18 protein-coding genes are annotated in these 21,582 nt (G+C 70.5%); 6 read left to right on the top strand and 12 right to left on the bottom strand.

The window, feature by feature from the left end; translation table 11 throughout:
• Positions 1 to 51 precede the first annotated feature (51 nt).
• On the top strand, positions 52 to 885 hold the full coding sequence (locus AB0A63_RS23980) for a trypsin-like peptidase domain-containing protein (RefSeq protein WP_360395289.1): 834 nt from the start codon (positions 52 to 54) through the stop codon (positions 883 to 885).
• A gap of 52 nt (positions 886 to 937) precedes the next feature.
• Here AB0A63_RS23980 and AB0A63_RS23975 read toward each other — a convergent pair whose 3' ends face one another.
• Together AB0A63_RS23975 and AB0A63_RS23970 are read right to left on the bottom strand one after the other, a co-directional pair.
• Complete coding sequence (locus AB0A63_RS23975) at positions 938 to 2,170, bottom strand: cyclopropane-fatty-acyl-phospholipid synthase family protein (protein WP_360395287.1); 1,233 nt, start codon at positions 2,168 to 2,170, stop codon at positions 938 to 940.
• Entirely contained in the window at positions 2,171 to 3,421 is a 1,251-nt protein-coding gene (locus AB0A63_RS23970) for an FAD-binding oxidoreductase (RefSeq protein WP_360395667.1), read from the bottom strand.
• A 169-nt stretch (positions 3,422 to 3,590) separates the two neighbouring features.
• Here AB0A63_RS23970 and AB0A63_RS23965 point away from each other — a divergent pair, with 169 nt between their 5' ends.
• A complete protein-coding gene (locus tag AB0A63_RS23965; protein WP_360395286.1) occupies positions 3,591 to 5,126 on the top strand; it encodes an acyl-CoA dehydrogenase family protein in 1,536 nt (511 codons plus the stop codon).
• Positions 5,127 to 5,197: 71 nt separating this feature from the next.
• Here AB0A63_RS23965 and AB0A63_RS23960 read toward each other — a convergent pair whose 3' ends face one another.
• From AB0A63_RS23960 to AB0A63_RS23945, 4 genes are all read right to left on the bottom strand, one after another.
• A complete protein-coding gene (locus AB0A63_RS23960) occupies positions 5,198 to 6,349 on the bottom strand; it encodes an acyl-CoA dehydrogenase family protein (RefSeq protein ID WP_360395284.1) in 1,152 nt (383 codons plus the stop codon).
• 5 nt (positions 6,350 to 6,354) lie between these two features.
• Positions 6,355 to 8,268 carry an acetyl/propionyl/methylcrotonyl-CoA carboxylase subunit alpha gene (locus AB0A63_RS23955; protein WP_360395282.1) on the bottom strand — a complete coding sequence of 638 codons (1,914 nt, stop codon included), beginning with the start codon at positions 8,266 to 8,268 and terminating at the stop codon, positions 6,355 to 6,357.
• 2 nt (positions 8,269 to 8,270) lie between these two features.
• Positions 8,271 to 9,863 carry a carboxyl transferase domain-containing protein gene (locus AB0A63_RS23950; RefSeq protein ID WP_360395280.1) on the bottom strand — a complete coding sequence of 531 codons (1,593 nt, stop codon included), beginning with the start codon at positions 9,861 to 9,863 and terminating at the stop codon, positions 8,271 to 8,273.
• Between the two features lie 139 nt (positions 9,864 to 10,002).
• On the bottom strand, positions 10,003 to 10,788 hold the full coding sequence (locus tag AB0A63_RS23945) for an SGNH/GDSL hydrolase family protein (RefSeq protein WP_360395279.1): 786 nt from the start codon (positions 10,786 to 10,788) through the stop codon (positions 10,003 to 10,005).
• A gap of 163 nt (positions 10,789 to 10,951) precedes the next feature.
• On the opposite strand from AB0A63_RS23945, the gene AB0A63_RS23940 reads away from it, so the two are divergent.
• Both AB0A63_RS23940 and AB0A63_RS23935 read left to right on the top strand, forming a co-directional pair.
• Entirely contained in the window at positions 10,952 to 11,524 is a 573-nt protein-coding gene (locus AB0A63_RS23940) for a TetR/AcrR family transcriptional regulator (RefSeq protein ID WP_360395277.1), read from the top strand.
• Positions 11,525 to 11,714: 190 nt separating this feature from the next.
• Positions 11,715 to 13,721, top strand: coding sequence for a phospholipase A2 (locus AB0A63_RS23935; protein WP_360395276.1), 2,007 nt, complete (start codon positions 11,715 to 11,717; stop codon positions 13,719 to 13,721).
• A gap of 438 nt (positions 13,722 to 14,159) precedes the next feature.
• On the opposite strand, the gene AB0A63_RS23930 is transcribed toward AB0A63_RS23935, so the two are convergent.
• From AB0A63_RS23930 to AB0A63_RS23920, 3 genes are all read right to left on the bottom strand, one after another.
• Complete coding sequence (locus tag AB0A63_RS23930) at positions 14,160 to 14,864, bottom strand: alpha/beta hydrolase (protein ID WP_360395274.1); 705 nt, start codon at positions 14,862 to 14,864, stop codon at positions 14,160 to 14,162.
• Between the two features lie 62 nt (positions 14,865 to 14,926).
• Positions 14,927 to 15,580: a response regulator transcription factor gene (locus tag AB0A63_RS23925; protein WP_360395272.1), complete on the bottom strand. Its 654-nt coding sequence runs from the start codon at positions 15,578 to 15,580 to the stop codon at positions 14,927 to 14,929.
• A complete protein-coding gene (locus AB0A63_RS23920) occupies positions 15,577 to 16,695 on the bottom strand; it encodes a histidine kinase (protein WP_360395270.1) in 1,119 nt (372 codons plus the stop codon). Before AB0A63_RS23920 ends, AB0A63_RS23925 begins: the two co-directional genes overlap by 4 nt.
• A gap of 119 nt (positions 16,696 to 16,814) precedes the next feature.
• On the opposite strand from AB0A63_RS23920, the gene AB0A63_RS23915 reads away from it, so the two are divergent.
• On the top strand, positions 16,815 to 17,321 hold the full coding sequence (locus AB0A63_RS23915; RefSeq protein WP_360395269.1) for a hypothetical protein: 507 nt from the start codon (positions 16,815 to 16,817) through the stop codon (positions 17,319 to 17,321).
• Here the strand turns inward: AB0A63_RS23915 and AB0A63_RS23910 are convergent.
• Entirely contained in the window at positions 17,293 to 18,399 is a 1,107-nt protein-coding gene (locus AB0A63_RS23910; RefSeq protein WP_360395267.1) for an erythromycin esterase family protein, read from the bottom strand. The two genes, AB0A63_RS23915 and AB0A63_RS23910, sit on opposite strands and share 29 nt — an antisense overlap.
• A gap of 79 nt (positions 18,400 to 18,478) precedes the next feature.
• Between AB0A63_RS23910 and AB0A63_RS23905 the strand changes: the two genes are divergently transcribed.
• Positions 18,479 to 19,165, top strand: a complete 687-nt coding sequence (locus tag AB0A63_RS23905; RefSeq protein ID WP_360395265.1) for a TioE family transcriptional regulator — start codon at positions 18,479 to 18,481, stop codon at positions 19,163 to 19,165.
• Here AB0A63_RS23905 and AB0A63_RS23900 read toward each other — a convergent pair.
• Positions 19,128 to 20,138, bottom strand: coding sequence for a homoserine O-acetyltransferase (locus tag AB0A63_RS23900; RefSeq protein WP_360395264.1), 1,011 nt, complete (start codon positions 20,136 to 20,138; stop codon positions 19,128 to 19,130). The genes AB0A63_RS23905 and AB0A63_RS23900 overlap by 38 nt on opposite strands.
• Complete coding sequence (locus AB0A63_RS23895; RefSeq protein ID WP_360395262.1) at positions 20,138 to 21,424, bottom strand: bifunctional o-acetylhomoserine/o-acetylserine sulfhydrylase; 1,287 nt, start codon at positions 21,422 to 21,424, stop codon at positions 20,138 to 20,140. The genes AB0A63_RS23900 and AB0A63_RS23895 overlap by 1 nt, the downstream gene beginning before the upstream one ends.
• Positions 21,425 to 21,582 lie beyond the last annotated feature (158 nt).

The raw sequence follows: 21,582 nt of genomic DNA, 5'->3' as shown, positions 1-21,582 counted from the left end.
GCACGGCTTCCCGCACAGGTTGCTCACATGAACGCGGCCCATCCTTGGTTCATGACCGAGCAGAGCTTCCCCGCGATGAGCGGGACACTGGTTCCACCGCAGCCAGCCGTTGCGCCCGCGCCGAAGTTCTGGCGCCGCACGGCTCCGGTGCTGACCGCGGCGGCACTCGTCGCCGGGTTGTTCGGAGGTGTCACCGGAGCGGTGATCGCCTCCCCGGACGGCGCGCGGGCACCGTCCTCCGTCGTGGCGCAGACGGTCTCCACCCAGTCCACGACGGACTGGAGCTCCGTGGCCGCGAAGGTCCTGCCGTCCGTCGTGCAGGTCAACGTCGGCAACGGCCTCGGCTCCGGCGTGGTCCTCTCCGCCGACGGCCGGATCCTCACCAACAACCACGTCGTCGCCTCCGCCGGCGGCTCGGTCACTGTGACGCTGAACGACGGCCGCGAGGTGCCCGCCACCGTGGTGTCGACCGACCCGTCCTCCGACCTCGCCGTGCTGCAGGCCTCCGGGGTGTCCGGCCTGAAGCCGATCACGTGGGCGAACTCGGACGACGTGAAGATCGGTGACGGCGTGATGGCCATCGGCTCGCCCTCGGGCCTGCAGGGCACCGTGACCACCGGCATCGTGTCCGCGCTGGACCGCAAGGTGACCGTCCCCGGCGAGACCCGGCGTTCGGCTTCCGTGTCGTACCAGGCGATCCAGACCGACGCGTCGATCAACCCCGGCAACTCCGGTGGTGCGCTGGTGAACGCCGCCGGTGAGCTGGTCGGCATCAACTCGGCGATCTACTCACCGGCGTCGAGCAGCGGTGAGGCGGGCAGCGTCGGCATCGGATTCGCGATCCCGTCGAACACGGCCAAGACGATCGTGGACAAGCTGAGCTGACGAACAAAACCCCCAGGGCCGCGGGAACAGTGCTCCCGCGGCCTCCTGACGGTCAGGACAGCCAGTCGGGGCGCAACGGCATGTGCGAGGTCGTCCCGTCCAGCTTCACCCCGAGCACCTGGTGCAGCTGGATGTTGTTCCGGTCGAACCCCAGCCGTGACGCCGCCAGGTACAGCCGCCACACCCGTGCGCGGGCCTCGCCCACCTCGTCCACGGCCTCGGCCCAGTGCTCGTCGAGGTTGCGGCTCCAGGCGGCGAGCGTCAGCGCGTAGTGCTCGCGCAGGTTCTCCTCGTGGCGCACCTCGAAGCCGGTGTCGTGCATGAGCGACACGAGGTGACCCGGCCCGACCAGCTCGCCGTCGGGGAACACGTACCGGTTGATGAACGGCCCGGACAGGGCGCGCTGCTTGTTGTCCGGCCGGGTGATGCAGTGGTTCAGCAGCCGGCCGCCCGGCCGGAGCTTGCGGTACAGCGACTCGAAGTAGGCGGGCAGCTTGGCCTTGCCGATGTGCTCGGTCAGGCCGATCGACGACACCGCGTCGAAACCGGACTCGCGCACGTCGCGGTAGTCGAGGTGGCGCACCTCGGCCAGGTCGGACAGACCGGCCTCGACGATGGCCTTCTGCGCCCACTCGGCCTGGTTGCGCGACAGCGTCACACCGATGGCGCGCACGCCGTACTCGCGGGCGGCGTGCATGACCATGCCGCCCCAGCCGCAGCCGACGTCGAGCAGCCGCATGCCCGGCTTCAGGCCCAGCTTGCGGGCCACCAGGTCGTGCTTGGCGAACTGCGCTTCCTCCACAGTGGACTCGACCGTCGGGTAGACGGCACAGGTGTAGGCCATCGACGGGCCGAGGATCCACTCGTAGAACTGGTTCGAGACGTCGTAGTGGTGGGCGATGGCCTGCTGGTCGCGGGCCTTGGAGTGGCGCAGCCCGTGCAGCCGGGTCTCCTGCGGCGGCGGAACCACCCGGTGGTTCAGCCGGACGCGGCCGAGCAGCCTCAGCAGCTCGACGCGCTGCAACCAGGGGACCTCCCGCAGCGAGAGCTCCGAGAGCTGCGACAGACCCGCGTGCACGTCGCCGAGTATCTCCAGGTGACCGGTCACGTAGGCGCGGGCCAGACCGAGCTCACCCGGCGCGGAAGCCAGGTAGGACAGGGCTTCCGGGGTTTTCACGTCGATGGACACCGGGGCGGACGCCGGGCCGGCGGTGCTGCCGTCGTAGGCCTGGAAGCGGACGTCGTTGCCACCGGTGATGCGCTGAAAGAGAGAGGCCAACCGCATTCATCGTCCCCTGACACACTTGGCGTACAGATCAGGCAGGCGGTTCGTCTGGTCGTACCGTGCCTTAACGGACCGGTAGTGCGAACCGTTGTAGTGCCGCCAGAACTCGTCCTCCTCGTAGTAGGAGTCGGAGTACAGCGACTTGTGGCCGCCCAGCCGCGCCACCTCGCGCTCGATGAGCCGGTTGCGGTCACCCATCCGTTCTCCCGGCCGGACCGGGACCTCCGACCAGAACCCGACGTTGACGTACAGCACGTCCGGGTCCATCGGGTACAGCGGCCAGCCCGTGGTGTCGCGCAGGCGCACCGGGCACAGCCAGACCGGCGAGATGCCGATCTCCCGGTCGAAGAAGTCGAGGAACTGCGGCAGCGTGGACACCGGGATCTCCACGTCCTGGATCACCGGTTCCACGTCCGTGCGCGGCCGCAGCTGCCGGTGCTTGGCCACCAGCCTGCGGTACACGTCCGACCGCAGGTACCGCTTCGGCCACAACCGCCGCACCACCGGGTTCTGCGCGCCGAACGCCCGCGAGCACCAGAACCAGTCGGTGTCCCAGCGCCACAGGTAGTCGTGGATCGTCAGGTGGTCGGTGCGCCGCTGCTGGATGGAGCGGTAGTAGATCCGGTTGCCGGTGTAGTCCGAGGTGTAGGGCGCGATGTCGGCGAAGTGCCCCAGCGTCAGGTACATCTCGCCGCGCGAGAACACGGTGCCGTCGACGAAGTCCGCCGAGCCGTCCGCGCAGACCTCCTCGATGACCGCCGCGCACTCCTCGAACGACCCGAACGGCACGTGCCGCAGCCGCACGTACTGCCGCACCGGTTCGAGCTCGACCTCCAGCCGCAACGCGTACCCGAGCGTGCCGTAGGAGTTCGGGAACGCCCGGAACAGGTCGTCGTCCGGTTTCGCGACCACGACCTCGCCGTCACCGGTGAGGATCTCCAGCTCCCGCACGGACTCGTGCGGCAGCCCGTTGCGGAAGGACGTGGACTCGATGCCGAGGCCCGCCACGGCCCCGCCGATCGTGATGGTCTTGAGCTGCGGCACGACCAGCGGCATCAGGCCGTGCCGCAGGGTCGCGGCGACGAGGTTCTCGTAGGTGGTCATGCCCTGCACCTGTGCGGTGCGTCCGACCGGGTCCACCGACAGCACCCGGTCGAACCTGCCGACGTCCAGCCCACCGGACTGCTCCGCGCGGAACCGGAACAGGTTCGACGTCTTCTTCGCGAGCCGCACCGGCGCACCTTCGCGCATCGCGGCGTACTGCGCGGTCAGCGCAGCCACGGCCGAGCTGTGCCCATGGTCACTCACGAGAGCGACGTTATTCCTCGTCAGCGCCGTTGGCACGCCCAATTTCACCAATGGGCCGGATGTCCGCAACGAACCCTGCCGAAAGTTACTACCGAGTAGTAGCGTGCTGGGCATGGCTACGCACGAGGTGACCAACCAGGTTCCGCCACTTGCCGGTCACGACTTGGCCGCCGACCCGGCACTGCTCAGCTGGGCAGACACCGCGGAGCTGCACGAGCTCGGCCGCCTCGCCGGCAGCCACGAGTGGCAGGAGCGCGGTCGCCTGGCGAACGCCCACCCGCCCGTGCTGCACACCCACGACCGGTTCGGCCACCGGATCGACGAGGTCGAGTTCCACCCGGCGTGGCACGAACTGATGAATGTGGCTGTTTCGCACGGATTGCACGCTTATGTCGACGGTGAGCACTTGGAGCGTGCGGCCAAGTTCTACGTCTGGTCGCAGGTCGAGGCCGGCCACGGCTGCCCGATCTCGATGACGTACTCCGCTGTGCCCGCTTTGCGTGTGTCACCCGAATTGGTGCCCGAGTACGAACCGCTGCTCACCGCCCGTGAGTACGACTTCGGGCTGCGGGCACCGCTCACCAAGCGCGGCCTGATCGCCGGCATGTCGATGACCGAGAAGCAGGGCGGCTCGGACGTCCGCGCCAACACCACGGTCGCGCGGCCGGTGGACGACGGGTACGTGCTCACCGGGCACAAGTGGTTCACGTCGGCGCCGATGTCGGACGTGTTCCTGACGCTCGCGCAGGCACCGGGCGGGCTGACGTGCTTCCTGGTGCCGCGGGTGCTGCCGGACGGCACGCGCAACCGGTTCTTCCTCCAGCGGCTCAAGGACAAGCTGGGCAACAGGTCCAACGCGTCGGCGGAGGTCGAGTACGACGAGGCGTTCGCGGTGCGCGTCGGCGACGAGGGCCGGGGCGTGCGGACGATCATCGAGATGGTCAACACGACCCGCCTGGACTGCGTGCTCGGGTCGGCGGCCGGGATGCGGGCCGGGTTGCGGCAGGCGGCGCACCACGCGGCGCACCGCAAGGCGTTCGGGCAGTACCTCGTCGACCAGCCGGCGATGCGCAACGTGCTGGCGGACCTCGCGGTCGAGTCGGAGGCGGCGACCACGGCGGCCATGTGGCTCGCGGAGCACCGGTCGCGGCTCGGGCTCGCGGTGACCAAGTACTGGGTGTGCAAGCGCGGGCCGGTGCACGCGGCGGAAGCACTGGAGTGCCTGGGCGGCAACGGTTACATCGAGGACAGCGGGATGCCGCGGCTGTTCAGGGAGTCGCCGCTGATGTCGATCTGGGAGGGTTCCGGCAACGTCGCCGCGCTCGACGTGCTGCGCGCGATGGCGAAGGAACCCGAGTCGGTGCAGGAGTTCCTGGGCGTCGTGAGCGGGGTGGACCCGCGCATCGACAAGGCGCTGAACGAGCTGGGCGGCACGTTGTCCGATGTGGACCAGTCGCAGGCGCGCCGGGTCGTCGAGCGGATGGCCCTGGTGCTGCAGGGTGCCCTGCTGGTCAAGCACGGACACCCCGCGATCGCTGACGCGTTCGTGGCCTCACGACTCGGCGGGGACTGGGGCTTCGCTTTCGGCACGCTCCCCAGGTCCACCGACTTCGCGACCATCATCGCCCGCGCCGTCCCCAAGCCCTGACTGTCGGCGCATCTGCGAGTACTGCCGACCACCCGGTTGGCAGTACTCGCAGATGCCGGAAGAGCGAGGGGTCAGAGGCCCAGTTCGCGGGCGATCAGCATCTTCTGCACCTCGGAGGTGCCCTCGCCGATCTCCAGGATCTTGGCGTCGCGGTAGAACCGGCCCACCGGGTACTCGTTCATGAACCCGTAGCCGCCGAAGATCTGCGTGGCGTCACGGGCGTTGTCCATCGCCGCCTCCGACGACACGAGCTTCGCGATGGCCGCCTGCTTCTTGAACGGCTCACCGCGCAACATCCGCGACGCCGCCTCGTAGTAGGCCAGCCGCGCCGTGTGCACGCGCGCCTCCATCTCGGCGATCTTGAACTGGATCGCCTGGTAGGTGCCGATCTTCGCACCGAACGTCTCACGCTCGTGGGCGTAGCGCACCGACTCGTCGACACAGCCCTGCGCCAAGCCCACCGACAGCGCGGCGATGGCCACACGGCCCTCGTCGAGCGTCCGCAGGAACTGGGCGAAGCCGCGGCCACGTTCACCCAGCAGGTTCGCGGCGGGCACCCGGCAGTCGGCGAACGACAGCTCGCGGGTGTCCGAGGCGCACCAGCCGACCTTCGAGTACTTCTTCGACACCGTGAAGCCCGGCGTGCCGGACGGGACGATGATCGACGAGATCTCCTTGCGGCCGTCGGGCAGCGTGCCCGTCACGGCGGCGACCGTCACCAGGCCGGTGATGTCCGTGCCGGAGTTCGTGATGAACGCCTTGGTGCCGTTGATGACCCACTCGTCACCGTCGAGGCGCGCGGTGGTCGCCAGCGCCCCCGCGTCAGACCCGGAACCGGGCTCGGTGAGACCGAACGCGCCCAGCTTCCGGCCGGAGGTCAGCGACGGCAGCCACTCCGCCTTCTGCTCGTCGGTGCCGAACCGGTAGATCGGCATGGCGCCCAGCGACGTGGCCGCCTCGACCGTGATCGCGACGGACGAGTCGACGCGGGCGAGCTCCTCCAGCGTCAGGCACAGGGCGAAGTAGTCGCCGCCCATGCCGCCGTGCTCCTCGGGGAACGGCAGGCCGAGCAGGCCCATCTGCCCCATCTTCGCGACGACCGGGTACGGGAACTCGCCGCGCTCGTAGTAGTCGCCGATGACCGGGGCGACCTCGTCGCGGGCGAACTCCTCGACGGTCTTGCGCAGGTCCTCGTACTCGCTCGGGAGCCTGAAGTCCAACATTGCTGTCACTCCTCGTGAGAGACGACGGTGGCCAGCACCTGGTCGAGTGCGACCTGCTGACCTGCTTGCACGTTCACCTCGGCGAGCACGCCGTCGACCGGTGCGGTGACGGTGTGCTCCATCTTCATGGCCTCGACCACGAACAACGCTTGACCGGCGGTCACGTCCTCGCCCTGCTGCGCGCGGACCACCAGCACGGTGCCGGGCATCGGCGACTTCACCGGACCACCGGAGGCCGCGGCGCCACCGGACGCGCCGACCAGGAACTCGGCCTCGGTCAACGCCCAGGACGCGCCGTCGTGGCCCAGCCACAGCACGTCGCCGTCACGGGCGACCGCGTACCGGCGCGACCCGACGAGCAGGTCGCCGCCCTCCCGGCGAGCACGGGCCCTGACCGGTTCTCCGGCGCCCACGACGACCTCGTCACCGCGCACCCGCACGTCGACGTCGTTGATCCGCCACGTCGTCCACGCGTGCTCACCGACGCGCCAGCCGGACAGCTGGTCCCACGGGTCGTCGCCACGCGGGTCGAGCGAGCGCTCCAGGCCGGCCGCCACGTACACGTCGTCCGGGACGTCCTGCGACGTCAACGCGTCCAGCTTGCGTTCGACCAGGCCGGTGTCCAGCGCGCCGGAACGGACGTCGGGATCACGCAGCAGTGCCCGCAGGAACGGGATGTTCGTCGTGACGCCGAGCAGCACCACCTGCCCCAGCGCGTGGTCCAGGCGCCGCAACGCCTCTTCGCGCGTGCGGCCGTGCGCGATCACCTTGGCGAGCATCGGGTCGTAGTCCGAGCCGACGACAAGTCCCTCGTACAGCCCGGAGTCCACGCGCACGGACGTGGGTTCGCGCAACGCCAGCACCCGGCCACCGGTCGGCAGGAAGCCGCGCGCCGGGTCCTCCGCGTAGACGCGCGCTTCGACCGAGTGGCCGCGCATCGTGACGTCGAGGTCCAGCACCTCACCGGAGGCGACCCGGAGCTGCCACTCGACCAGGTCGACGCCCGTGACCTCCTCGGTCACCGGGTGCTCGACCTGCAGCCGGGTGTTCATCTCCATGAAGAAGTAGTCGCCGGTCGCACCGTCCACGATGAACTCGACGGTGCCCGCGCCGACGTAACCGCAGGACTTCGCCGCGTCGACCGCCGCGGCCCCCATCGCCTCGCGCACCTCGGGTGTGAGGAACGGTGACGGCGCCTCCTCGATGATCTTCTGGTGCCGCCGCTGGAGGCTGCACTCGCGCTCACCGAGGTGGATCACGTTGCCGTGCGTGTCGGCGAGGACCTGGATCTCGATGTGCCGCGGGTTCGTGACGAACCGCTCGATCAGCAGCGTGTCGTCGCCGAACGACCCGCGCGCCTCCCGCCGGGCCGACTCGATCGCCTCGCGCAGCGCGGACTCCTCGTGCACGAGCCGCATGCCCTTGCCGCCACCGCCCGCGGAGGGCTTGAGCAGCACCGGGAAACCGATCTCCACCGCCGCGTCGACGATCTCGTCGTCCGACATGCCCTCACGGGTGCGGCCCGGCACGACGGGAACCCCCGCCGCCGACACCGTGAGCTTCGCGCGGATCTTGTCGCCCATCGCGTCGATGGCCGCCGCGGGCGGACCGACGAACACGATTCCGGCGTCGTCGCAGGCTTTCGCGAACGCCGTGTTCTCGGCGAGGAAGCCGTAGCCGGGGTGGATCGCCTGCGCGCCGGTGGACCCGGCGGCCTGGACGATCTTCTCGATGGACAGGTAGCTCTCGCGGGCCGCCGCGGGCCCGATCCGCACGGCCTCGTCGGCCAGGCGGACGTGCAACGCGTCGGCGTCCGCGTCGGAGTACACGGCGACGGAACGGATTCCGAGCGCCTTGAGCGCACGGATCACCCTGACCGCGATCTCCCCGCGGTTCGCCACCAGAACGCTGTCGAACATGATCACATCCGGAAGACGCCGTAGGAAACATCGTCGATGGGGGCGTTGGCCGCGCTGGACAACGCGAGGCCGAGCACCGTGCGGGTGTCCCGCGGGTCGATCACGCCGTCGTCCCACAGCCGCGCGGTCGAGTAGTACGGGTTGCCCTGGTCCTCGTACTGCTGGCGGATCGGCGCCTTGAACGCCTCCTCGTCCTCGGCGGACCACTCGTCACCGAGCTGGTCGCGCCGGACGGTCGCGAGCACCGAGGCCGCCTGTTCACCGCCCATCACGGAGATCCGCGCGTTCGGCCACATCCACAGGAACCGCGGCGAGTACGCCCGGCCGCACATCGAGTAGTTGCCGGCGCCGAACGAGCCACCGATGATCACGGTGAACTTCGGGACCCGCGCGCACGCCACCGCGGTCACCATCTTGGCGCCGTGCTTGGCGATGCCGCCGGCCTCGTACTCGCGGCCGACCATGAACCCGGTGATGTTCTGCAGGAACACCAGCGGGATGGACCGCTTGTCGCACAGCTGGATGAAGTGCGCGCCCTTGACGGCGGACTCGCCGAACAGGATGCCGTTGTTCGCGACGATGCCGACCGGGTGGCCGTGGATGCGCGCGAACCCGGTGACGAGCGTGGCGCCGTACTCCTTCTTGAACTCCTGGAACTTCGACCCGTCGACGATCCGCGCGATCACCTCGCGCACGTCGTAGGGCGTCCGGGAGTCGGTCGGCACGACGCCGTACAGGTCGTCCGGGTTGACCTTCGGCGCTTCGACCTGGGCGACGTCCCAGGGCCGTCGGGCGCGCGGGCCGAGCGTGGAGATGATCGAGCGGACCATCCGCAGCGCGTGCGCGTCGTTCTCGGCCAGGTGGTCGGTGACGCCGGACGTGCGCGAGTGCAGGTCGCCGCCGCCGAGGTCCTCGGCGCTCACGACCTCACCGGTCGCGGCCTTCACCAGCGGCGGGCCACCGAGGAAGATCGTGCCCTGGTTGCGGACGATGACCGCCTCGTCGGACATCGCCGGCACGTACGCGCCGCCGGCGGTGCACGAGCCCAGGACCGCGGCGATCTGCGGGATGCCCTTCGCGGACATCGTGGCCTGGTTGTAGAAGATGCGGCCGAAGTGCTCGCGGTCGGGGAACACGTCGTCCTGCTTCGGCAGGAACGCGCCGCCGGAGTCGACCAGGTAGATGCACGGCAGGTTGTTCTGCAGCGCGACTTCCTGCGCGCGCAGGTGCTTCTTGACCGTGACCGGGTAGTAGGTGCCGCCCTTGACCGTGGCGTCGTTGGCGACGATCACGCACTCGCGCCCGGACACCCGCCCGACGCCGGTGATGATGCCCGCGGCCGGGGCCTCGTCGCCGTACATGCCGTTCGCGGCCAGCGGCGACAGCTCCAGGAACGGCGAGCCGGGGTCGACCAGCGTGTCCACGCGCTCGCGCGGCAACAGCTTGCCGCGGTCGACGTGGCGCTGCCGCGCCTTCTCGGGCCCGCCTCGCGCGGCGGTGGCCAGCTTGCTCCGCAGCTCCTCGACGAGCGCGGTGTGCTCCTTGGCGTAGCGGTCCGATGGCTCGGCTGCGCTGCGCAGGACCGGTGCGTCCATGCTCCCCAGACCTCAGGTTAGCGGGCGTTAACAAGGCCATGTTAACGCCCGCTCACCTGGCGGTCCACCAGTGCCGCTCGAGAGCACCCAGGTCGCAGGTCAAGGTGCTCTTACGACACTCCCACGCACCGGAACTCCGTCAGCCGATGACCGACCGCAGAGCGGGCAGGTAGCCGCTCGCGTGACCGGCCCGGTTCGGGTGGTAGGACTCCTCGACCGGCCAGCTCAGGCTGTTGAGCCACCAGCTCGACGAGCAGATCTCGTGCCCGGTGAACGCCCCGCGCACGTCGACGTAGCTGAACCCGGCCGCGGCGGCCCGTGCGCTGATCGTCGCGTGCAGCGCGTCGGAACCGGAGTTGATGGCGGCGCGCTTGGTGTCGCTCAGGCCGACGTTGCAGGTGCCGGGCACCTTGTACATGCGCGGGTAGCCGAGGACGACGACGCGCGCGGACGGGGACTTCGAGCGGATGGTGCCGTAGACGTTGGTGAGCAGGCCGGGAAGCGTGTTCGCGGCGTAGGCCTTGGCCGTGTTCACCCGGTTGATGCAGTCGTTGTCGGAGCCGAACGTGCAGGTGGTGATGACGTCGGTGAAGCCGGCGTCGTTGCCGCCGACCTGCACGGTGACCAGGTTGGTGGCCGAGGTGACGGCCGCCGCCTGGGTGATGACGTCGCCCGTCCGGGCGCCGGAGCAGGCCACCGAGCGGAACGACGCCGGTGCTGTCGCCGCGGCCCACAGTGCCGGGTAGGCGAGCGGGCCGCGCTTGCAGCTGCCGCTCGTGCCGTCGTAGCTGCCGGTGCCGAGGCCGGAGGCGTAGGAGTCGCCGAGCGCCACGTAGTTGACGGCGGCGGCGCTCGCGGGGTTCGCGAGCGCGATGACTGCCGCGGCGGCGGTGACCACCGAGGCGATGAGGTGAGCAGGACGCATCGAAGACTCCCGAAGGGGCCGCAGGGGTGTGATGCAGTGCACGGCCATGGTCACTTACGAGTAAGACCCGTGTGAAGCATTGGTCAATAGTCAACGACTGGGGCTTGCGGCTGCGAAAATTTCACCCATCAGACTGAAAGTGAACGACTGCTAACCTTCCGGCGTGGCCGAGAAACCCTCACGTCGGGACCAGATCCTCACCGCCGCCGCGGAACTGTTCGCGCGGCACGGCTTCCACGGCGTGGGCATCGACGACATCGGCGCGGCGGTCGGCATCTCCGGGCCCGCGCTGTACCGGCACTTCCGCAGCAAGGACGCGATGCTCGGCGAGATGCTGACGTCGATCTCGGAACGCCTGCTCGACGGCGGTCAGTCGCGGGTCGACGCGGCGTCGGACGCCGACGAGGCGTTGCGCGAGCTGGTCGGCTGGCACGTCGACTTCGCGCTCGACGACCCGGCGCTCATCACCGTGCAGATGCGCAACCTCGCCAACCTCACCGACCCGGACCGCCGGCGGGTGCGCGCCCTGCAGCGCCGCTACGTCGAGGTGTGGGTGGAGACGATCCGCCGAACCGTGCCGGAGTTCGACGAACCGACCGCGCGAGCCGCGGCGCACGCGGTGTTCGGGCTGATCAACTCGACGCCGCACAGCGCTCACCTCGACCGCGACCAGATGGCGGCCCTGCTGACGCGCATGGCCCTCGCCTCGCTCACCCCAGCCGCGGTCTCCTCCTGACCCCTTACCGAGAGTCACCCCCACCCCCTTGCTTTCCGCACGCGGGGGCCTTTCGTCCTTTCCTGGAGTACGAAAGCTCCCCGCGTGCGCAAAAGTGAGGCTGGTGGGGCACGTGTGGGTGAAGACGGCTAGTTGTCGGTGGGTGGCGGACTGGCGATCAGCCGAGACCGTTCCGTAACCTGGCGCGACCATGGGTGCCCGTCAGCTCCTCCTCCGCCTTCCGGTCTGGTTCCGGTTCACGGTGATCACCCTCGCCGTGTTCGTCGTGGGGGTGGTCGCGTCACGCCCCGCGACCGGCGACAACGGCACACCCAGCGGTGACGTGCTGGCGGCGGCCAAGGCGGTGCAGGCGTTCACCACGCCGTCGGCGACCCACGACCCGCAGCTCGACCTGCCCGCCGACTTCGCGGCGGAGATCGTGCGCGACCCCAAGACCGTGCGGGCGCCGGACGGGACGTTGCGCGTGGTCGACGTCGCCGGCGGGTGCTCCGGGCCGGCCGGTGACACGGAGTGGGACTTCAGCGTCGCCTGCCGTGCGCACGACATGGGCTACGACCTGCTGCGGTACGCCGAACGCAAGGGCCACGCGCTGGGACCGCAGGCCCGCAGGGGGCTCGACGACCGGCTCGCGGCGGACCTGCACCTGCAGTGCGAGCTGAACCCGCGCGGGGCCCGGCACACCTGCCACGCGGTCGCCGAGACCTACGCGCTGGGGCTGCAGTTCAACTCGTGGCGGCAGCGCTGGGGACCACCGGGGCACGAACCGGTCGTGGCGTGGGCGTTCGGCAGCGCGGTCGTGGTGTTCCTGCTGCTGGCCCGGCTGCACCGGCCACGCCGCGAGGAGGTCGCGGTCACCACCCGCGTCGAGCAGGACCGGTACGCGACGTTCCTGCGGTTGTTCAGCCTCGCGTTGCTGGTGCTCGGCGAAACCGTTGCCACGGTGGCACATCTGCGCGGTTCCGGCACGTCGTGGCTGTGGGCGTTGCAGGCGGTGCCGTTGTTCTTCTTCGCGGGCGGGCACGCGAACCTGCGCAGCTGGCAGGCCCACCAGGGCGGGTTCGGGTGCTGGGTGTCGAGCCGGACGTCGTGGCTGCTGCGGCCGGTGCTCGGGTTCGTGCTGCTGTGGGTGGTGCTGTTCACCGCGCTGAACCTGCTGGACGTCCGGGTCGACGCGTACAGCCGGCTGATCACGCACCCGTTGTGGTTCCTCGGGGTCTACCTGCTCGCGGTGGCGGCGACACCGGCCGCGGCCTGGCTGCACCGCCACCACCGCCGCGCCACGCCGGTCGTCCTCGCGCTGCTCACGCTGGCGGTCGAGGTCGCGCGCACGTCCACGGACTGGCGGACCGGCGGGTACGCGAACCTGGTCGTCGGCGCGCTGCTGATGCAGCAGGCCGGGTTCTTCTACGCCGACGGCACGGTGCAGCGCATCCCGCGCAAGGTGCTCGCGGCGCTGGGCGCGGTCACCCTGCCGGCGCTGGTGTTCTTCAGCGACTACCCGCGGTCGACGCTGGTGCTCGGGGTCGCGCAGGTCTGCCTCGCGCTGCTGGCCCGCGGGCACGTGTCGGCGTGGCTCGAGGGCCGGGCCTGGCACGTCGTGAGCTTCGCGCGGCGGGCGCCGATGACCGTCTACCTGGCGTACCTGGCCGGGGTCGGCGCGGTCGTGGGACTGCTCGGCCTCACGGCGGCGCCGAGCTGGTTCGCGGGGCTGTTGCTGCCGCTGACGTTGCTGTTCCACCGGTTCGAGCGCAAGGGGGTCCGGTTCCCGCGGCTCGCGCACGAGTCGCACCGGACCCGGCTCGCCACGGCGCTGGGCGTGAGCTTCGGGACACTCGGGGTGCTCGGGTTCGTCGTGGCCGGGTTCCTCGGCGCCGGGGTGCTGGTGCTGCTGCCGGTCGACCCGCTGCAGAACGTCCTGCACCTGCTGCTCGGCTGGTACCTGATCCACACCGCCCGCACCGGCAGCTGCGACACCCGGTTGCCGTGGCTGCTCACGGCACTGGCGTGTGTGCCACCACTGCTGGCGTTGCAGCCGGCGCCGCAGGTCGTGGTGCTGCACGCCGTGGCGATCGGGTGCGCAGTGCTCGCAGCCATCCCCAGGTCACGGCCGCGCACACCGGCAGCCACAGCAGCCGCTGCCACACCCAGCCCGGACCTGGTTCCTGCTGCAGTCCCGGCAGCGGTCCCCACGCGCTGAACACCAGCGACACCGTGACGAGCGCGCTCTGGTGCACCAGCAGGACGCCGAGCGCGGTGCGGCCCAGCCAGTCATCACGCGGAACCTGCTTGCGCAGCAACGGTTTCACGACCAGGTAGGCGCCGACGAACCACAGCGGCTCCACCACCAGGACGGCGACGTTGCAGGCGGTGCCCTGGTCGACCCCGCGCAGCACGAGTCCGAAGAGGACGGCCGCCCAGCAGCCGAGCAGCACCAGCACCTGCCCCACCAGCCGCCGCACCGGCACGGCCGCACCGGCCACGACCACCGGCAGCACCAAGGCGTTCAGCACCAGGCCGAACCAGAACGGCCGCTGCGGGCCCGGCACCATCCCGGCCGGCGTGTCGACCAGGGTGGTCGTGAGCCAATGGCCCGCCACGACCGCGCACAACGCGGTGCCCACGAGGACGTTCCTGGTCACGGCTGCTCCCCCACGGCGATGCGGGCCAGCGCGGCCAGCGTGTCGGTGCCCGGTTCGTAGTAGCTCGCGTGGGTGCCGCCGGGGAACCGCAGCACGGTGGCGCCGAAGCGGGCCGACACCGGGTCGGTGCCGTGCCCGAGGTCGAACAGCCGCAGGCCGGGGATGAACCGCGCCCAGTCACCGGCGTTGCGCAGCGCCCACACCTTGGCCTTCGTCCGCAGGTCGGCGACCGACGCCGCCCGCACGCCGGGGCTGCCGTTGAACACGATGTCGGCGACGTCGAGCTCGGGTGCCGCGAGTGCGACGACCACCGAGCCGTAGCTGTGGCCGAAGATGCGGATGCGCGCGTTGGTCTGCAACGCGCGCACGAAGTCGACGAGTGCCGCCGCACCCGCTCTGGCGAGCCGGCCGGTCGCCGCGTCCACGCCGAGGCCCTGCGGCGTCGCGTAGCCGAGCCAGGCGATCACCGCGAGGTCGTCGCGGCCCACGGCCTCGTACAGGTCGGTGGCGTTCTTGCCGACGGTCCGGTCGAACCGGTCGACGTCCACGTCGGACCCCGGAACGATGACCACGACGTCGCGGGCGGTGCTCAGGTCGCCGACGACGGCGACCCGGCGCGCGGCGTCGGAGCGCCACTCGCCCATCGACGGCGCGACGGACGGCAGCACGATCAGCACGAGGACCAGCAGGGTTCGGCGCATGACCGGAAAGCTAGGGAGGCGACCCGCCCGTGATCATCACGCTGACGTGCTGTTCTCCGGTGCTACCCCGGTACCACGAGCCCGCTCTCGTAGGCCGCGATGACCGCCTGCGCCCGGTCGCGCAGACCGAGTTTCGTGAGCACCCGGCTCACGTGCGTCTTGACCGTCTGCTCGGCCAGCACGAGGTTCGCGGCGATCTCGGCGTTGGACAGGCCCTGCGCGACCAGCACGAGGATCTCGGTCTCGCGCTCGGTGAGCGCCGCGAGCTGCGCAGGCCGGACGCGTTCGCTGCGGCGGGCCTTCACGAAGTCCTCGATCAGGCGTTTCGTGATCGAGGGCGCCAGCAGCGCCTCACCGGCGGCCACGACGCGCACGGCGTTCAGCAGCTCACGGGCGGGCGCGTGCTTGAGCAGGAACCCGCTCGCACCGGACTGCAACGCCTCGTACACGTAGTCGTCGAGGTCGAACGTGGTCAGCACGAGCACTTTGGACTCGCTGCCGCCGTCGATCAGGAGCCGGGTGGCGTGCAGACCGTCCATCTCGGGCATGCGGATGTCCATCAGCACGACGTCCGGTTCCGTGCGGCGGGCCAGCGCGACGCCCTCCACGCCGTTGCCCGCCGAGCCGATCACCTCGATGTCCTCCTGAGCGTCGAGCAGCGCCGAGAACCCCTCGCGCACCATCTCCTGGTCGTCCACCACGACCACCCTGATCACTTGTCCCCCAACGGAATCCGCGCCCGCACCAGGAAGCCGCCGTCCTCGGTCGACTTCACGGTCAACGTGCCGCCATGCACCGCCACACGCTCGTGCATGCCTATCAGGCCCTGACCGCTGCCACCGCCCCTGGACGGTCCACCCGCGGTGTTGCGCACCAGCACGTCCAGCTGGCCATCTCTCTTGTGGACGTGCACGGACGCCTTCGAACCGGGCGCGTGCCTGGTCGCGTTCGTGAGCGCCTCCTGCACGATCCGGTACGCGGTCAGCCCGACCGCCTCCGGCACGTCGTCCACGTCGACCTCGGCCTCGTCACCGGGCCGTGCCAGCTCGGGGATGCGGCTGATGCCCGGCTGCGGCTCCTTCGCCGGCGTCTCGCCGTTCGCCCTGAGCACGCCCAGCAGCCGTTGCATGTCGGTGATGGCCTCCCGCGCGGCCTGCCCGACCTCCTCGAACTCCTTCTGCGCGGCCTCGTTCAGCCCCGGCAGGCGGTAGGGCGCGGTCTCGCACCGGACGACCACCATCGACATGTGGTGCGCCACGACGTCGTGCATCTCCCTCGCGATGCGCGCGCGTTCCTCCAGCGCCGCCTTCTCGCCGCGTTGTTCCTCCAGCTCGCGCTCGACCCGGCCGCGCGCGCCGAACAGGTAGATCACGCCGGTGATGACCGGCACGGCCATGATCGCGTCGTGGTGCTGCGACTCGGAGAAGCCGACCACCGCCATGGTGAGCACGGTGGCGGTCAGGGTGACCCCGCCCGAGTAGAACGCGGCCACGCCCGCCACCAGCGGCAGCAGGGTCCAGTACTGGAAGTCCGCGACACCGGTCCAGCTGATCAGCGAGGCGACCGGGTACAGCGCGAGGGCGGCCACCCGCCAGGCGTAGAGCGGCGACCAGATCAGCAGCACGTACGGCAGGAACACCGACGCGAACAGGGCCGGCCACCAGCCGTCCGGATCTTGCAGCGAGACGAACCGGGCGGAGCCGACGATGGCGAACACCAGCGCGTAGACCAGCAGCGCGGCGTGGAACGGCTTGCGGAACCGCCCCAGCGCCCGTTCGAGCACGCGGGTGCGGTCGACGCCCAGCAGGGTCCAGTACAACGTGCGGAACACCACCCGAGACTAGGTGCACGCCCTCATCCGCACATTGACCTGCGGAGTGACATACCCCGGTAGCACTCTGATCAAGATGGGGCATTGCGATTGTGTTGGGCCGCCGGTAGGCAGTACCTGTGAGACCACCACAGGACCCGGATCGCTGGGCGCGGCTGACCGCCGTGGCCGGCGAGGCGCTGGCGGCTGCCAGGGCCGGTGAGGACGCTGTGGCGGTGGACCTCGTGACCGGCTATCTCAGCGGGTCGCCCGAGGGCAACGAGGAGATCCGCGAGCTCGTGCTGCTGCTGTTCGCCGAGTGCAGCTCGATGGTCGGTTCGCTCGGCTCCGGCGGCGCGACACCGGTGAAGATGCAGGTCTTCGACGAGGAGGGCCGTGAGGTCCAGATCGACGACGCCGACCCGCCGGTCCGCACGGCCATCCGCGCGTTGCTGGCCGAGGTGCACGGCGACCAGGACGCGGCCTCCGAGCAGATCGAGATCGCCCTGGCCAACGGCCAGCCGCAGGAGCTCGCGACCGTGGTGCTGCAAGCCCTGCGGTGGACGTTGAAGCTGGCGATCGAGTGCGAGACGCGCGACCTGCCCGTCGCGACCTGGATCACCGCGTCACTGGACGACCAGCCCTGACGTGCAGCACGGCGTCCACCCCGTCGAGCAGGTGCTGGTCGACGGGGAAGTAGCCCATCTCCAGCTTCGTGTCGGTGCGCACGGTCCCGGTCGGCTTCTCAGCGAGCCCCCAGGTGGTGAAACGGTCCTGCAGAGACCCTTCGAAGGTGCCTTCGTCCGGTTCACCGAGCCCGAAGCTGTCGTTGCGGCCGAGGGTGCCCGCGATGACCGTGTACTGGTCGCCGAGGATCGGGGCGACGAGCGCGCCGGCGGAGGACCACTCGATGCGCTCGCCGCCCATCTCCATCGAGCTGTTCGTGCGTTGCAGGTGGGCGTTGTGCATGAACACGAACGTCGGCCCGCGGCTCGCCTCGATCCGGCGGATCTCCAGCAGGTTGCGGGCCATCACGCCGTCGCGCAGCTGGCAGAGGCGGTTCAGGCGCACGCCGAGCGGGTTCGGCTCCGCGCACTCCCGGTGGTAGCGCAGGAGGCTCAGCGCGGCGCTCAGGTGGGTCTCCGCCCGCTCCCAGCCCTCGTCGCGCGGCCGGGCGTGCAACCGCGCAAGCATCTCCTGCCCGATCGCGCGGAACCGGACGGCCTCTTCGGACTGTCCGGGTGACTTCGTCACGTCCAGGACGGCCTCGTCGCGGCTCCACTTCTCGTCGTCGGTGCTCAGGTCGACGTCGAGGCCGAGGTAGTCGCGGGCGTGTTCGAGGTACGGGCGCGGGCTGGGCGCGCTGGTGGTCTCGGTCTGGAAGTCGGCGCCGTGGAACGCGAGCTGCTCGGCGGCCGGCCGGTCCCGGTTGTACTCGCGCATCCAGGCGACCAGCTCGCGGTTGGCGGGCCACTGGCCGAAGCGGTGGCTGAAGCCCTCCTCCAGCACCGCGTCGAGGTCACCGGGGCCGCCCTTGACGTAGTCGTCGACCAGCAGGCCCCTGACCCGGCAGGTCTCCAGCGCGATCGAGCGGAAGCCCGCGGCGGCCAGCTGCTCGAACAGCTCGTTGCGGATCCACGTGTGGGCGTGTTCGAGGTGGGTCGGTTCGCCGAAGGCGAGGAGCTCGGTGAAGGGGTGGAGGAACTCGCGGATGTCCTGGCTCATGTGGCTCAATCGTATCTTTGAAACCTCCGTTGAGACTTTTCCGCCATAGTCGCTGTAGGCAGGCGTTAAAGTCTCAACCGTGCGTCCAGCCGACCTAGCACGTGAACACGGCCTGTCGACGCAGGCGGTGCGCAACTACGAGCGGGACGGGTTCATCCCGGCCGCCGACCGCACCGAGTCCGGTTACCGCGTCTACACCGAGGTGCACGCGTCGGCGTTGAGGGCGTTCATCGCGCTGATACCCGCGTTCGGGCACGCGGTGGCGGGGCAGATCATGAACGCGGTGCACGCCGGGTCCGTCGAAGACATGCTGGTGACCATCGACCGCGGCCACCACCGGCTGCTGCGCGACCGCGAGACGCTCGACTCGGTGAGCCGCGCGGTCGCCGACCTGACCGAGGTGGAACCGGTCGTGGTGCCGCACTCGATCGGCGAGCTCGCGCGCCGGCTCGGCGTCACCCCGGCGACGCTGCGGGCGTGGGAGGAGGCGGGTGTCCTCGCGCCCGAACGCGCGGCGACCGGCTACCGGGTGTTCTCCGCCGCCGACGTCCGCGACGCCGAGCTGGCGCACCTGCTGCGCCGCGGCGGCTACCCGCTGGCGCGGATCGCGGTGGTGGTGCAGCAGGTCCGCACGGCGGGCGGCACCGAGACGCTGACCGCCGCGCTGGCCGACTGGCGGCGCAGGCTGACCGCGCGGGGGCTGGCGGTGCTCGCCGCCTCCGCGCGGCTCAACGACTACCTGAGTGCGCGGGCAGCAGCTCGCTGACCAGCGCCCCGACCTGCTCGCTCTCGATCAGGAACGCGTCGTGCCCGTACGGCGAGGTGATCACCCGCAGGTCGTCGGCGCCGGGGATGCCCGCCGCCAGCTCCTGCTGCTGCCCCAACGGGTACAGCCGGTCGGAGTCCACTCCGGCCACCAGCGTCCGCGCCGTCACCCTGCGCAGCGCGGCCCGCACACCACCGCGGTCGCGGCCCACGTCGTGCGAGTTCATCGCCTCGGTGAGCGTGACGTAGCTGGCGGCGTCGAACCGCCGGGCGAGCTTGGCCGCGTGGTGGTCCAAATAGGACTCGACCTCGAACCGGCCGTCCTCCTGCACCTGCCGGCCGAACCGCGCCTGCAGCTCCTGCTCGCTGCGGTAGCTGATGTGCGCGATCCGCCGTGCCACACCGAGACCTTCCAGCGGGTCGGCCCTGATCGCGTGCAGCTGCGCCGACGCGAGCGCGATCTGCTCCGCGGACGCGGCCGCCGTCGTGGCCAGCAGGAGCAGCGACTCCACCCGCTCCGGCTCGCTCACGGCCCACTCGACCGCCCGCATGCCGCCCATCGACCCGCCGAGCACCGCGGCCCACCGCTCGATGCCCAGGTCGTCGGCCAGGAGCACCTCCGCCGCGACCTGGTCGCGGATGGTGAGCGAGGGGAACACCGGGTGCTGCCACGGCCCGGTGCTGCCCTGGCACCCGCCGAGCACGTTGGGCGCCACCACGAAGCACCCGTCCAGCGGCCCGGGACCGACGAGCGCGTCCCACCAGCCCGGCGTGGGGTGACCCGGCTCCACGCCCCCGGCGACGTGGCTGTCACCGGTGAGGGCGTGGAGCACGAGCACCGCGTTGGAGGCCTCCGCGTTCAAGGTCCCCCACGTCTCGTACGCGAGCTGGAAACCCGGCAACCCGGCGAACGGTTCGGTGTGGCTGAACCACTTCCGCCGCCCGTTCGGGTCGCCGAAGCGCCAGCCGCCCACTACAACTCGGACTTCGCCGCGGTGAAGCCCGCCTCCAGGTCGGCCTTGAGGTCCTCCAGGCCCTCCAGTCCGACGCTCAGCCGCACCAGCCCCGGCGTGACGCCCGCGACGAGCTGCTCCTCCGGCGTGAGCTGGCTGTGCGTCGTGGAGGCCGGGTGCACGATCAGCGACCGCACGTCACCGATGTTGACCAGCTGGCTGAACAACGACGTCCCGTCCACGAACGCCCGGCCCGCCTCGACGCCGCCGCGCAGCTCGAAGCTCACCACCGCGCCGGCACCCCCGGGCAGGTACTTCTGCGCGTTGGCGTGGAACGGCGACGACGGCAGGCCCGCGTAGTGGACCTTCGCCACCTCGTCGCGCCCCTCCAGCCACTCGGCAAGCGCTTGCGCGTTCTGGACGTGCCGCTCGACCCGCAGCGACAGCGTCTCGATGCCCTGGATCACCAGGAAGCTCGTCAGCGGGGCGATGGCCGCCCCGGTGTCGCGCAGCCCCTGCACCCGCAGCTTCGCCGCGAACGCGCCGTGCCCGAGCGCCGGCCAGTACCGCAGACCGTGGTAGCTGGGGTCCGGCTCGTGGAAGTCGGGGAACTTCTCCGGCCCGTACTCGAACTTCCCGCCGTCGACCACGACGCCGGCGATGGCCGTGCCGTGCCCGCCGAGGTACTTGGTCGCGGAGTGGACGACGATGTCGGCGCCGTGCTCCAGCGGCTTGAGCAGGTACGGCGTGGGCACGGTGTTGTCGACGACGAGCGGGATGCCGTTCTCGTGCGCGACCGCGGCGACGCCCTCGATGTCGAGCACGTGGCTGCGCGGGTTGGCCAGCGACTCGCCGAACAGCAGCTTGGTGTTCGGCTGGACCTTCGCCCGCCACTCGTCGAGGTCGTCCGGGTCCTGCACGAACGACACCTCGATGCCCAGCTTGGGCAGCGTGTAGCGGAACAGGTTGTACGTGCCGCCGTAGAGCGACGCGCTGGACACGAGGTGGTCGCCGGCCTTGGCGAGGTTGAGGATGGCGGCGGTCTCCGCGGCCTGCCCCGAGGCGAACGCGACGGCCGCGACCCCGCCTTCGAGCGCGGCGACGCGCTGCTCCAGCACGTCCTGCGTGGGGTTGTTGATGCGCGTGTAGATGTTGCCGGGCTCAGCGAGTGCGAACAGGTCCGCCCCGTGCTGCGTGTCCCGGAAGACGTAGGAGGTGGTCTGGTAGATCGGCGTGGCGCGCGCACCGGTCGCCGGGTCGGGCGCTGCGCCCGCGTGGATCTGCGTCGTCTCAAAGGACCAGGACATGGCTGTGCTCCGAAAGAGTGTTGACGGGGGTCGGGATCAACGGGAGCTGCGACAGGCCATGCTGGTGACGCGCACGTAGTCCACGTGGCGTCGGCTCACGAGCAGCACGGTCATGGTTGCAAACCGTAGGGGGCCGAACAGCCGCAGGGACACCCCGT

The sequence above is a fragment of the Lentzea sp. NPDC042327 genome (assembly GCF_040647275.1).
Classification (GTDB): Bacteria; Actinomycetota; Actinomycetes; order Mycobacteriales; family Pseudonocardiaceae; genus Lentzea.
This window is presented reverse-complemented; position numbering and strand designations above follow the sequence as displayed.

Bases quoted from the DNA above. Each gene is read 5' to 3' on its own strand.
- AB0A63_RS23980 (WP_360395289.1), top strand. From the start codon at position 52: ATGACCGAGCAGAGCTTCCCCGCGATGAGCGGGACACTGGTTCCACCG.
- AB0A63_RS23975 (WP_360395287.1), bottom strand. From the start codon at position 2,170: ATGCGGTTGGCCTCTCTCTTTCAGCGCATCACCGGTGGCAACGACGTC.
- AB0A63_RS23970 (WP_360395667.1), bottom strand. From the start codon at position 3,421: ATGCGCGAAGGTGCGCCGGTGCGGCTCGCGAAGAAGACGTCGAACCTG.
- AB0A63_RS23965 (WP_360395286.1), top strand. From the start codon at position 3,591: ATGGCTACGCACGAGGTGACCAACCAGGTTCCGCCACTTGCCGGTCAC.
- AB0A63_RS23960 (WP_360395284.1), bottom strand. From the start codon at position 6,349: ATGTTGGACTTCAGGCTCCCGAGCGAGTACGAGGACCTGCGCAAGACC.
- AB0A63_RS23955 (WP_360395282.1), bottom strand. From the start codon at position 8,268: ATGTTCGACAGCGTTCTGGTGGCGAACCGCGGGGAGATCGCGGTCAGG.
- AB0A63_RS23950 (WP_360395280.1), bottom strand. From the start codon at position 9,863: ATGGACGCACCGGTCCTGCGCAGCGCAGCCGAGCCATCGGACCGCTAC.
- AB0A63_RS23945 (WP_360395279.1), bottom strand. From the start codon at position 10,788: ATGCGTCCTGCTCACCTCATCGCCTCGGTGGTCACCGCCGCCGCGGCA.
- AB0A63_RS23935 (WP_360395276.1), top strand. From the start codon at position 11,715: ATGGGTGCCCGTCAGCTCCTCCTCCGCCTTCCGGTCTGGTTCCGGTTC.
- AB0A63_RS23930 (WP_360395274.1), bottom strand. From the start codon at position 14,864: ATGCGCCGAACCCTGCTGGTCCTCGTGCTGATCGTGCTGCCGTCCGTC.
- AB0A63_RS23910 (WP_360395267.1), bottom strand. From the start codon at position 18,399: ATGAGCCAGGACATCCGCGAGTTCCTCCACCCCTTCACCGAGCTCCTC.
- AB0A63_RS23895 (WP_360395262.1), bottom strand. From the start codon at position 21,424: ATGTCCTGGTCCTTTGAGACGACGCAGATCCACGCGGGCGCAGCGCCC.